Below are 11,782 nucleotides of genomic sequence, written 5' to 3'. Positions count from 1 at the left end.
TCTGCGCCGGCAACAAGCGCGTCACCGGCGACCAGAACCCCGACTATCGGGACACCTTCGTCTTCACCAACGACTTCGCCGCCCTGATGCAGGACACCCCGGCCGCCGGCGGCGAGCAGGATCCCCTGCTCAAGCTGGAAGCCGCCCGCGGCACCAGCCGGGTCATCTGCTTCTCGCCGGATCACGGCAAGACCCTGCCCGAGCTGCCCCTGCCCGCCATCGAGGCGGTGATCCGCACCTGGATGAGCCAGGTCGCCGAGCTGTCGAGCCAGTGGGAATGGGTGCAGGTCTTTGAGAACAAGGGCGCCGTCATGGGCTGCTCCAACCCCCACCCCCATGGCCAGCTGTGGGGCAGCGACTTTTTGCCCAACGAGATAGCCCGCGAAGAGCAGCACCAGCGCACCTGGCTGGCCGAGCACGGCCGCCCGCTGCTGCTGGACTATGTAGAGCGCGAGCTGCAAGACAGATCCCGCATCGTGGTGGAGACGGCACACTGGCTGGCGGTGGTGCCCTTCTGGGCGGCCTGGCCATTCGAGACCCTGCTGCTGCCCAAGGCCCATGTGCCCTCCCTGCTGGATCTCACCCAGGAGCAGCAAGAAGATCTGGCGGTGGCGCTCAAGGAGCTCACCAGCCGCTACGACAACCTGTTCGAGTGCAGCTTCCCCTACTCCATGGGCTGGCACTTCGCGCCGCCGAACTCGGACTGCCCCGAGGCCTGGCAGTTGCACGCCCACTTCTACCCGCCCCTGCTGCGCTCCGCCACCGTGCGCAAGTTCATGGTGGGCTTCGAGATGCTGGCCGAAACCCAGCGGGACCTGACGCCGGAACAAGCCGCCGAGCGCCTGCGTTCCCTCTCCCCCGTTCATTACAAAGCCAATGAGGTGACCCCATGACCCCCAGCCAACGCGTCAGCGCCGTGTTTGCCGAGCAGTTTGAGCAACAACCCGACCTGCTGGTGCGCGCCCCCGGCCGCGTCAACCTCATCGGCGAGCACACCGACTACAACGACGGCTTCGTGCTGCCCTGTGCCATCGACTACGAGACCTGCGTCGCCATCGGCCTGCGCAGCGACAACCTGGTGCACGTGATCGCCGCCGACTACGGCAACCAGCGGGATCTGTTCAGTCTGGACAAGCCCATCACCCATCACCCGGACCAGCGCTGGAGCGACTACATCCGCGGCGTGGTGAAGCATCTGCAGGCCCGTGGCCACGCCCTGCGCGGCCTCAACCTGGTGGTCTCCGGCAACGTGCCTCAGGGCACCGGCCTCTCCTCCTCCGCCTCCCTGGAGGTGGCCATCGGTCAGGCCTTCAAGGAGGCGCAGGGGCTTGCCATCAGCCAGGCCGAGATCGCCCTCAACGGCCAGCAGGCGGAGAACCAGTTCGTCGGCTGCAACTGCGGCATCATGGATCAGATGATCTCCGCCAGCGGCGAGCGGGATCATGCCCTGCTGCTGGACTGCCGCACCCTGGAGACCCGCCTCATCCCCATGCCCGCGGATCTGGCGGTGCTGATCGTCAACTCCAATGTGCGCCGCGGCCTGGTGGACAGCGAATACAACACCCGCCGCCAGCAGTGCGAGACCGCCGCCCGTCACTACGGGGTCAAGGCCCTGCGTGACCTGGGTCTGGCCGCACTGGAGGCGGGTAAGGCCGGACTGGACGAGGCCTGCTACCGCCGTGCCCGCCACGTGGTGGGGGAGAATGCCCGCACCCTGGCCGCCGCCGACGCCCTGGCGAGCGGCGATCTGGTGCGCCTCGGCGAGCTGATGGGTCAATCCCATGCCGCCATGCGCGATGACTTCGAGATCACGGTACCCCCTATCGACGGCCTGGTGGAGATCATCAAGGCCCAGATCGGCAGCGAAGGCGGTGTGCGGATGACCGGCGGCGGCTTCGGCGGATGCGTGGTGGCCCTGCTGCGCCCGGAGCGGGTGAACGAGGTGATCGCCGTAGTCGAGGCCGAGTACCCGGCCAGGTTTGGCCTCAAGGCGGACTGCTATGTCTGCCGCGCCAGCGCCGGGGCGGGGGTCATCGCATGAAAGAGTTCCATCTGCGAAATGCAGCGGGTCTGCGGTTGAGCGTGCTCGATTTCGGGGCAACGCTCACCGCCCTCGAGATCCCGGTCAACGGCACGTCTCGCAATGTGCTGCTGGCCTGTGATCCGGTGGATTATCCCGAGCAGCGTGCTTATTTGGGCTCGATCGTGGGGCGTTTCGCCAATCGTATCGGCAACGCCCGTCTGGAGCGGGATGGGCAAGAATGGCAGATCGATGCCAACGAGGGCACCACCTGCCTGCACGGGGGCAGCCACTCCCTGCACAACCGGGAGTGGCAACTGGCCGAGCTGGCCGAAGATCGCATCCGTCTGCAAACCCGGCTGGCCGACGGCGAGCAGGGCTTCCCTGGCAATCTGGACGTGACGGTGGAGTACCGACTGGAGCAGACCGATCTGGTGATCGCGTTGAGCGCCACCACAGATGCACCGACCCCGGTCAACCTCACCAGCCACGCCTATTTCAATCTGGATGGCGGTGACGTGCGTGACCATCGCATCACCATCAATGCGGATCGCTATCTGCCGACCGATGAACACTCGCTGCCGCTTGGCATCGCACCGGTCGAAGGGGTATTCGATTTGCGGCATGGCAAGCGGGTCGGGGAGCAGTGGATGACCCACTCGCAGCAGGAGAAATGCCTGGGATTCGATCACTGCTTCTTGTTTGATGACGCCTCGTCCGCACCACAGGCCACTCTGATGGCAGGGGATGGCAGCCTGCTCATGGAGATGCATACCGACCAGCCGAGCGTCCAGCTTTACACCGGCAACTGGTTGGCCGGCGCGCCCAAGCGCGGGGGTGGGCATTGGGGAAACTATCAGGGGATCTGTCTGGAGGCGCAGCAATTGCCAGACAGCCCGAACCGTCCAGAATTGGGCGACCCTTGGTTGATGCCAGGTGAACGTTATCAACACGTTACCCGTTATCGGCTCATCCCGGCCGTGGCGTGACTCATTGAAGGGGCGCGTCAAGTCGCCCCTTTGTCGCACCTCTTCCGCCCATCGGCTTCATCATGACCGCATTCAACACAGAAAAGGAACGAAAACATGCTGCCCGCAGCTTTATGGCCTCGCGCCATTGCGATATCAGTCGTGCTTTGCGTCTCGGTATTATGGCTTGATGCCGATTATCTCGGCCTATGCGCAGCCTTCTTGACCACAGGATCCTTTGCACTACAAGTGCTGCAGATACTGAAAACCAGGGAGACCAAAGCGATCTCGAACAGCATGTATCTCGCGTTCAGTTGCGGCGTGCTGTGCTGGCTGGTGTATGGCCTTCAGATCGGCGACATCCCCCTTATCATTGCCAATGCCATCACGCTGGCCTTGGCATGCACAGTGTTGCTGCTCAAACTGAAAAACGAATATCTACGCATTCATTAGCTGACCGAGTGGTGGACGAGGCCACTCAGTACCCATCATGGGCTTCTCATTTTTGATTCTTACCACACACTTTCGCGGGCATGACGGGATAAATCTCAGCACGATCCGTGGCATAAGACGTCGCTGTGCCACAGGCCATCGAGAGGGGGTCAAACGTGGTTAACTGGCCGGCCCCTGGTCGAGGCGCGGATCAGCAACTCGCCCTCCAACTTCATCTGCAAAGCGATGGGCTTCTCTCCTTGCGCCAGTTGCAACAAGGTATCCACCGCCTGTTTGCCCATCTCGTCGTAAGGCAGTTCGATGGAACTCAAAGGAGGCTCCATTTCGCTGGCCAGCTTCTGGTTGTCGTGGCCGGCCACCAGAATGTCTTCCGGGATGCGCAACCCTGCCTCGGCAATCGCCTGATAGCAACCCTGGGCCATGTAATCGCTGCAACAGAAGATGCCATCAGGCGGCTGAGGCAGTGCCAGCAGTTGCCGGGTCTGTTCATAGGCCTCGTGCAGCGACCAGTTGCCCACGCGCACCCATTGTGGTTCAGGGATCAGATCGTGGTTGATCAGCGCTTGGCGATACCCTTCCAACCGCAGGCTGTTCGCTTCCATCCAGGGCTCTCCCTGAATAAGTGCAACCCGTTTGCAACCTTGATCCAGCAGGTGTGCCGTCACCTTATAGCCCGCTAACTTATCGGCAGGCAGGATGGAATAGCGCTCGGGCAAGCTCGTGGCTTCCAGATAACAGTTGAGCAACACGGTAGGTACCTGTGGGGAGAGCTCCATCTCGGCGAGTTGCCTTGTCATGGAGGAGGCGAAGATCATCCCCAGATAATCCCCCTGATTGATCTCCTGTTCGATCAGTCTGGTGAGCTCCGCGCTGTTGCGATAATCGAAGGTAACCAACATGCGATCAGCCTCCCAAGCACGTTCATTGCAGGCATTGATCGCATCGAGAAAAGGGTCATAGGAGGTGAGGCCATTGAATACGAAAGCAATTTTTCGCGCAGATGGCCCCCTGGGTAGATGTTCGGCTCGCTTATGCTGGTAACCCAGCTCGACCGCTTTCTCGAGCACTCTGCGCCGTGTTTCGTCCGCCAGCTTGATGGTGGTCGAGCCATTGAGCACGAGTGAGACCGTTGATTGGGAGACGCCGGCAGCCGCGGCGATGGCACTCATGGTGATGCGTTTATTGTTCATCGGTATGACCATAATGTGAGCGGTACCGCCCAGATAATAATATTAATTATTTACCTTCCATCATGACTCATGATTACGGGCATGAGCAAGTAGTACAAGCGCTTTCGGAGACGATACAGGAGTTATCTGGCACAAAGCGATAACCCCGAGGAGACAACAGCTCACCAACTCCAGCTTGAGAACACCTTAAATTTGTTCGTTTTGTGACTGATCCCAGAATTCTATCCTTCATCATTTGCAACCAAAGTTATTAGCTAATAATAATTAGCAAATAGACACAAATAATTAGTAAAGGGGATCTCAGATGGCGGTACAACAGTGGTCAACAGAACGGGCTTGGCAGTGGTGGGATAAACAACCTTGGCTACTGGGCTTCAACTACCTACCCCGTACGGCGGTCAACTGGACCGAGATGTGGCAGGCCGAGACCTTCGATCCCACCATCATCGATCAGGAGTTGGCCTGGGCCAGCGAACTGGGCTACAACACCCTGCGCACCAATTTGCCGTTTATTGTCTGGCAACATGATCGTGATGGCCTGATCGCACGGATCGAGCAATTCCTCACCCTGTGCGGCAAACACGATATCCGCGTGATGATGACCCTGATGGATGACTGCGGTTTTTCTGGTGATCATCCCTATCTGGGTAGCCAGAAACCACCGCGGGACGATGTTCACAACAGTCAGGCGGCAGCAAGTCCAGGCCGCAACATCGTCACTGACCCGACCCAATGGCACGAGCTGGAGCGTTACATCCGCGATCTGGTGCGTACCTTCGCCAATGACGAACGGATCTTCATCTGGGATCTCTACAACGAGCCGACCAACCGCGGCATCTTCTCGGAAGGCGATGTCGAGGTGCGTTTCGATGAATCGCTGGAGACATATGCCCACTATCTAATGGAACTGGCCTTCGTCTGGGCCCGGGAGGAGAACCCCATCCAGCCGCTCACCGTCGGCGCCTGGCATGCCCCCTACAGCATCGGTCAGGGAGATGCGGAATTTACCCCGGAAAACACCTTCACCCACCCCACCGACCGGCGGGCCATGGCGCTGTCGGATGTCATCACCTTCCACTCCTATCAGCGCATGGAGGGGTTGAAGATCTCCCTGGAGGTGGTCGGCAGCTATCGCCGTCCTATGCTCTGCACCGAGTGGCTGGCACGCCATGTCGGCAGCACGGTGGAGCAGCAATTACCTCTGTTCAAGGAGCTGAAGATTGGCGCCTATCAGTGGGGCCTGGTGAAAGGCAAAACCCAGACCCATTTACCCTGGCCCTTCGTTCGCAATATCGACCCCGACTGGCGCCGGGTCTGGTTCCATGATCTGCTGGAAGAGGACGGCACCCCCTACTCCGCCAGCGAAACAGCACTTATCCGCGCATTGACCCGCTCATAACACAAGAAGGACGCCACAGCAGTGGCGCTCTTCACAACCCATTCATGTCGTAGAGGTTGGCAGATGACAGACCAAAAGATACAAAATAGAGAGCTGGCGGGATATTTCAGCTACGCCGTCGGGCAATGCCTCAGCTTCGGCCTGGTGGGTTCCTTCATTCTCTATTTTTACACCGATATTCTTGGAATATCGCCTGCTGCGGCCGGGGCCATTTTCCTCGTCGCCCGTATTTGGGATGCAATCAACGATCCCCTCATTGCCGGCTATATGGATACGCTGAATTTCAAGCGCGGCAAATTTACCCCCTATATGTTGTGCGTGCCCTTCCTGATCGCGGGCGTCACCTCCCTCAGCTTCATCGGCCTGGATCTGCCGATGGCGACCAAGGTGGCCTATGCGGCGGTGACCTATATCGCCTGGGGCATGATCTACACCCTCTCCGATGTGCCGTTCTGGACCATGTCGTCTGTCATGAGCCAGGAGCCGCAAGAGCGCGCCAAAGCCGTGACCGTCGCCATGCTGGGGGTCAATATCGGCATCGGCGGTGCCTCCATCATCTTCCCGAAGCTCACCGAGCTGTTTGCCGCGACCAGCAGCACCAAGGGCTACATGGAAGGCGCCCTCTGCCTGATGCTGATCGCCCTGCCGCTGATGGTGATCGGCGCCAGCCAGATGAAGGAGCGCGTCAAGCCCAACCCGGATGACAAGATCACCATCAGGGACTCCTTCCGCGTCCTGCGGGCCAACAAACCGCTGGCTTATGTGCTGGGCTCCTTCTTCTGCAATGTCTTCTTCAACCTGGCGACCGGGCTCTACATCTTCTTCTTCACCTACAACATGGGTGACGCCGGGTTGCTCTCGGTGATGGGGACCATAGGCGTGGCCACCTCCATGGCCTGCATGCTGGTGCCGGTGTTGACCAAGCGCTTCAGAAAACGTGATCTCTTCCTGATGCTCACCATGCTGGAGATCGCCCTGCGCGTCGGTTTCTACACGGCGGGTTACGACAACCTGATATTGGTGTTCGGCTTCCTCGCCCTGATCCATGCCGCCAACGTCATCACCAACCCGCTGATCTCCGCCATGCTCAGCGAGACCATCGAATATGCCGAGCTCAAGTCCGGCCGCCGCTGCGCCGCCATCGCCTTCTCAGGGCAGACCTTTACCGGAAAATTAGCCTGGGCCATTGCGGGCGGGATCTCCGGCACCCTGCTGATCTGGCTTGGTTATCAACCGAATACAGCGCAGACTCAAGCAACGATGGATGGGCTGTTTATCTGTATATCTCTGGTACCAATCTTGGGCAGCATCATGCGTATTATTATCATGACACGGTACAACTTCACCGAAGATAAACATGCCAGGGTGCGTCACGCCTTGATAAAATGGCGCTCGAACAACCCTATTTAAACTGACTGAATGGTGTAACCTGGTTCGGTGTCTGGCAATCATTGACGATATATGGCCTACCCACTGCAACAGGCCTTTTAAAATCACGTCAGAGGCAAGGCGGTCTGCCCCGGGCCGCTTTCTTCACTGAGCTCCTGTCTTCCTGTGATTGACTATTTGGAGTCGCAGCTTAGACACGATTCGCTTTATATCTTTGTCTTGTTTTATTAACCGCTGAATTGAATTTGGTTTTCACCATTCCCAAAAATTAAAAAATAGACTTGTTAGGGACCATATCTTGGGCGTTGTTACCTAAATAAGCCAGCAACGCCCTAAGTAACTATCTGATGGTCACAAAGCTGATGCAACCCCTTTTCTGGCAATTAGCCTTTCCTGTTCAGCGATAGCCGAATATGCACTATCCAAATAAATACAATATAAAAACAATTCATCATTATTTATTTCATTGGTGTGGCGCATCAATTTAAATGTAAATTTAATATTGTATTTAGTTAAATGATATTATTTTAATTTTTTAAAGTATTCGAAAAGATGATCACAATCCGCTCGTTTTTCAACGTTTATCATTTCCAAGCGACTTGTATCTTTACCTGATAGATAATCACGAAGATGCTGATCTGAAAATCCATAAATGTGGGCATCTTTATGAGTGTTGCAATAGTATACTTTCTTTATCCCTGTCCAAAGGATGATAGATACACACATCGGGCAGGGTTCACAGGTTGCATAAATCTCGCAATCCGAGAGATCAAATGTACCCAGTTTTTTGCACGCTTCACGAATCGCGACTAACTCAGCGTGAGCGGAAGGGTCAGAATCTCTCATCATCGTGTTGCTAATGGCAACAACAACTTCCCCATTTCTGACAACTGTAGCACCAAAAGGACCACCAATTTTTTGATCCATTCCATAGACAGTGGCGTCAACTGCTAGCTTCATGTAATCCATGACTTATTCTTCCACATAATTTACCAGCGATAGTAATTTTATTTTTCATTTAAATATTTAAACCAGTCCCCAAGCGCAGGTTCAATATCTGCCTACTCTTGGACTATAAAAATTTTCATTCTGTTACAGGGCCAATATTTTCTCTCTTGTTCATAACGTACTTATACATCAAGCATGTGGCGACGAGTAGATAACCAATAACGAAAGGCATTCCCTGTGCTTGTCCCCAACCAACGGCGCTGGTATGAATCACGCCGGCAAAGGTTAAAATAGATGCCAAGACTGTCGCATAAATGGCACCGAGAGGGGTGTTACGGATAGTAAATATAATGATACAACCCCAAATAATACTCGTAATAGGCGCGCCATTACCCAGTGCAACCATACCATCGTAAAAGAGCCCATTATTGTGCAGGGTAGCGGATGATACTTGACCAGCCTCCTCTCCAACCGAAACACCCGCAGCGGAGAGGGCATTATTTACCTGAATCGTTGCCCAGTTGGCAACCCAAGGAAAGAAGCACACAAAGATGGCCGGCACCTCAAATTTCGGCGCTTCCTTGACGGCTTGATACCCAGTCACAATAGCAATGAACACAAGCATCGGCACAATGGCTTCAATAGGGACGATCGCCAGTACCAGACCCATCAGGCTCAAGATTGACAGGATGAAGATAGCGGCAGAGCTGGCGATAGAATAGCCAATGCCTGCACCCACTTCTTTCCAACCGGCATGACCTACATACACTGTGACCGGGAATGGGTTACCACAGAAGCCGCCAATGGCAGAACAGATACCATTGGCAATCATAACGTCTCTGGTTTTGTATTCATCCCCGCAAACTGCGGCAGCTTCAACGTTTTCCAGATTAAAAATGTAGTTTGACAAGCCTAGTGGCACGGCAGCCAACAGGTATGGTGCAGCAGCATCAATATGATCGAACAAACCATTTAAATGCAGCGCTGGTGGATTAAAGCCAAATGAGTGCAGAGACTCAGTGACAGCAGTAGGATCTTGATACCCCATCACCCAAGCAATGACAGTACCAACGATGATCAGTAATAAGCCGGTAGGGACTTTCTTCATGATTGGATGCTTACTCAACCAATTCATGAAAATGATGATGATTGCAACAAATGCCACTATCGGTTTTTCAAATGATTGCAGCATTGGATTCATACCCAAGAACACAAATGACAAACCTGCCAATGCAGCCAGCAATACCGTTCTTGGAACGAACTTTCTGACGACATCGCCAAAGAAGGCACCAATAAACAGCATAGAAGCTTCAAACATACACCAGATCACGCCAACGGTGGTGGTGAAGGCGGCATCTTTGGTTTGATGATATAGCGGCAGCATGATCATGAATATGATCAGAAAGATACCAGGTGAACTGGAACCTGAAGGCAATGCAGTCACATCTGCTCTACCGGTTTTTTTGGCTAATTTATAGGCGAAATAAGCAAAGATTAGACCTGATATAAGTACTGCTGTACCAAAGCCGGGCACAATCTGCTCATAAACGAACTCTTTTGGCATACCAACTACATAAATCAGTAGTGAGATCATCACCAGAAAGTCTGTCAACACGTTAACGAACAGACCGAAGGAGGCAGCAAAGTCCCCTTTGTTCCATAAAGATATTTTTTTCGTTTGAAAATGTCCGCTGGCTTCCATTACCGTAGCACCACCGCTCAAATTTTCACGGCGGCTTTTTCCCATGTTATTCATAGACGTCTCCGCTCTTTAGATATTAACGATATGAGTCCCGGTCTCGCCACGCAGGGCTTCAGGCAATTTTTCAGGGGTGGTAATAATCACACGCTTGCCGCCCTGGCGCAGAAACGCGAGGCTGGCGGTGATTTTCGGCAGCATGCTTCCCGGCGGGAAATGCCCCTCTTCGCTGTAGCGCGCCATCTCTGCGACTGTGACTTCACCGAGTGCACGCTGTTCCGGCTTGCCGAAGTTAATACACACTTTCTCTACCCCTGTTGTGATGATGAGAATGTCCGCGTTGACTTCACGGGCCAGCAACGCGGTGGAGAGATCCTTGTCGATGACAGCATCCACGCTCTGATAACCACCCTGTTCGGTGCGGATCACCGGAATGCCACCACCACCCACGCCGATCACCACAAACCCTTGCTTGCTCAACGCACCGATGGCATCCGCCTCAACGATGCGCATTGGCTCGGGCGAGGCGACGAGGCGACGATAGCCACGACCGGAATCCTCGACAAAATGCCAGTCAGGATGGGCCACTTTCAGCGCCTCACACTGACCAAGACTGAAAAACGCCCCAATGGGTTTCGTCGGGTGAGTGAAGTTAGGATCGTTTTTATCCACCTCTACCTGGGTGATCACCGTCACCGCCTTTTTGTCACCGCAGCGACTGAGACAGTTGTCGAGTGCCTGCTGGACCAAGTAGCCGATGCCGCCCTGGGTATCCGCCACACAGTTCGCGAGTGGCGTGAGCGGCAGGCCCTCCTTCTCATGCGCAATCTCTGCACGGCGCAGATCCAGCCCCACTTGCGGGCCGTTACCGTGGGTGAGCACGATGTCATAGTCCGAACCGAGCATTGCCAATACCGACTCTGCCACCTCTTGCACGGCGGCTTCCTGATGTCCGATTGACTGGCTGGCGTTATCTTTGATGATGCTGTTGCCACCGATGGCAACGACTACGAGTTGTTTCATGTTCTTTCTTATTCCGATATGAAGAGACGGGGCTTACCCCGTCTCTTATTAAGTTATGCGGTTTTGGCCAAATCCTGCGTGGACACAGAGAGGGCTTCCTTACGGCTTTCGAGGACGTGTTTCACCACAAACACAGCGGCCATCATCAGATAGGCCAACGCAAACATCGGCGCACTGCCTACGGCAAATCCCACCACAGGGGCGTGGATCACGCCGAACAGTGCCAACAGTGCCCCCACGACGGCAGCGACAGCGCCACGCAGCGGCTTGTTGAGGATGGCGAAGATGGCGATGCAGCCCCAGGTCATGCTGGCGAGCGGCGCACCGTTGCCCAGATGTGCCAGCCCTTCATAAAACACACCTTTGTGAGCCAGTACTTCCGTGCCGATCTGTGTAGCCGAGGTGCCCGCGGCTTTCATCACGTTGTTGACCATGGTCAGCGCCCAGTTGGCGATCCAGGGGAACATGCAGATGAAGATCACCGGCACCTCGATTTTGGGCGTTTCCCTCACCACCTGATTGGCTGTCACCACCCCGATAAACACCAGGATGAAAGCCCCCAGGCCGAACAACGGCACGAGGAACTGTAGTGGTCTAATCATCCCGGACACCATTTTAGGTGGTACAGTCGCCACCATGACTTGAGGTGTTCAATGACAAGATTACGTCGCTCATTTACTGCTGAATTCAAAC

General features: G+C 55.5%; 11 protein-coding genes. 6 read left to right on the top strand and 5 right to left on the bottom strand.

Annotated features, from left to right (window positions below):
• The 4 genes from ACB039_RS20680 to ACB039_RS20665 all read left to right on the top strand — a co-directional run.
• Nucleotides 1-893: UDP-glucose--hexose-1-phosphate uridylyltransferase (locus ACB039_RS20680; RefSeq protein ID WP_371166351.1), on the top strand; the 893-nt coding region annotated here is incomplete at its 5' end.
• A complete protein-coding gene (gene galK / locus ACB039_RS20675) occupies nt 890-2,041 on the top strand; it encodes a galactokinase (protein WP_171268598.1) in 1,152 nt (383 codons plus the stop codon). The genes ACB039_RS20680 and galK, both read left to right, overlap by 4 nt.
• Nucleotides 2,038-3,009, top strand: coding sequence for an aldose epimerase family protein (locus ACB039_RS20670; protein ID WP_371166350.1), 972 nt, complete (start codon nt 2,038-2,040; stop codon nt 3,007-3,009). The genes galK and ACB039_RS20670 overlap by 4 nt, the downstream gene beginning before the upstream one ends.
• 96 nt (nt 3,010-3,105) lie before the next feature.
• Entirely contained in the window at nt 3,106-3,441 is a 336-nt protein-coding gene (locus ACB039_RS20665; RefSeq protein WP_081805630.1) for a SemiSWEET family sugar transporter, read from the top strand.
• Nucleotides 3,442-3,590: 149 nt separating this feature from the next.
• Here ACB039_RS20665 and ACB039_RS20660 read toward each other — a convergent pair whose 3' ends face one another.
• Nucleotides 3,591-4,631, bottom strand: a complete 1,041-nt coding sequence (locus tag ACB039_RS20660; protein ID WP_371166349.1) for a LacI family DNA-binding transcriptional regulator — start codon at nt 4,629-4,631, stop codon at nt 3,591-3,593.
• 304 nt (nt 4,632-4,935) lie between these two features.
• Here ACB039_RS20660 and ACB039_RS20655 point away from each other — a divergent pair, with 304 nt between their 5' ends.
• Nucleotides 4,936-6,030, top strand: a complete 1,095-nt coding sequence (locus ACB039_RS20655; protein WP_041205105.1) for a cellulase family glycosylhydrolase — start codon at nt 4,936-4,938, stop codon at nt 6,028-6,030.
• Between the two features lie 63 nt (nt 6,031-6,093).
• Nucleotides 6,094-7,440, top strand: coding sequence for an MFS transporter (locus ACB039_RS20650; RefSeq protein ID WP_043133176.1), 1,347 nt, complete (start codon nt 6,094-6,096; stop codon nt 7,438-7,440).
• A 501-nt stretch (nt 7,441-7,941) separates the two neighbouring features.
• Here ACB039_RS20650 and ACB039_RS20645 read toward each other — a convergent pair.
• The 4 genes from ACB039_RS20645 to ACB039_RS20630 all read right to left on the bottom strand — a co-directional run bounded on the left by ACB039_RS20645 (nt 7,942) and on the right by ACB039_RS20630 (nt 11,691).
• A complete protein-coding gene (locus ACB039_RS20645; RefSeq protein ID WP_371166348.1) occupies nt 7,942-8,388 on the bottom strand; it encodes a nucleoside deaminase in 447 nt (148 codons plus the stop codon).
• 115 nt (nt 8,389-8,503) lie between these two features.
• A complete protein-coding gene (locus ACB039_RS20640) occupies nt 8,504-10,123 on the bottom strand; it encodes a hypothetical protein (protein ID WP_371166347.1) in 1,620 nt (539 codons plus the stop codon).
• A 15-nt stretch (nt 10,124-10,138) separates the two neighbouring features.
• A complete protein-coding gene (locus ACB039_RS20635; RefSeq protein WP_371166346.1) occupies nt 10,139-11,089 on the bottom strand; it encodes a carbamate kinase family protein in 951 nt (316 codons plus the stop codon).
• 53 nt (nt 11,090-11,142) lie between these two features.
• Nucleotides 11,143-11,691 (bottom strand): hypothetical protein, encoded by a 549-nt coding sequence (locus tag ACB039_RS20630; RefSeq protein ID WP_371166345.1) that lies wholly within the window; start codon nt 11,689-11,691, stop codon nt 11,143-11,145.
• Nucleotides 11,692-11,782 lie beyond the last annotated feature (91 nt).

The organism is Aeromonas sp. S2(2024), assembly GCF_041402505.1.
In the GTDB taxonomy this organism is placed as follows: Bacteria; Pseudomonadota; Gammaproteobacteria; order Enterobacterales; family Aeromonadaceae; genus Aeromonas; species Aeromonas media.
Note: the sequence above shows the minus strand (reverse complement) of the source record. Positions and strands in the feature narration are given on the sequence as shown.

Coding starts and splice junctions, on each gene's coding strand:
- ACB039_RS20645 (WP_371166348.1), bottom strand. CDS start 8,388: ATGGATTACATGAAGCTAGCAGTTGACGCCACTGTCTATGGAATGGAT.
- ACB039_RS20660 (WP_371166349.1), bottom strand. CDS start 4,631: ATGAACAATAAACGCATCACCATGAGTGCCATCGCCGCGGCTGCCGGC.
- galK (WP_171268598.1), top strand. CDS start 890: ATGACCCCCAGCCAACGCGTCAGCGCCGTGTTTGCCGAGCAGTTTGAG.
- ACB039_RS20630 (WP_371166345.1), bottom strand. CDS start 11,691: ATGATTAGACCACTACAGTTCCTCGTGCCGTTGTTCGGCCTGGGGGCT.
- ACB039_RS20655 (WP_041205105.1), top strand. CDS start 4,936: ATGGCGGTACAACAGTGGTCAACAGAACGGGCTTGGCAGTGGTGGGAT.
- ACB039_RS20670 (WP_371166350.1), top strand. CDS start 2,038: ATGAAAGAGTTCCATCTGCGAAATGCAGCGGGTCTGCGGTTGAGCGTG.
- ACB039_RS20665 (WP_081805630.1), top strand. CDS start 3,106: ATGCTGCCCGCAGCTTTATGGCCTCGCGCCATTGCGATATCAGTCGTG.
- ACB039_RS20650 (WP_043133176.1), top strand. CDS start 6,094: ATGACAGACCAAAAGATACAAAATAGAGAGCTGGCGGGATATTTCAGC.
- ACB039_RS20640 (WP_371166347.1), bottom strand. CDS start 10,123: ATGAATAACATGGGAAAAAGCCGCCGTGAAAATTTGAGCGGTGGTGCT.
- ACB039_RS20635 (WP_371166346.1), bottom strand. CDS start 11,089: ATGAAACAACTCGTAGTCGTTGCCATCGGTGGCAACAGCATCATCAAA.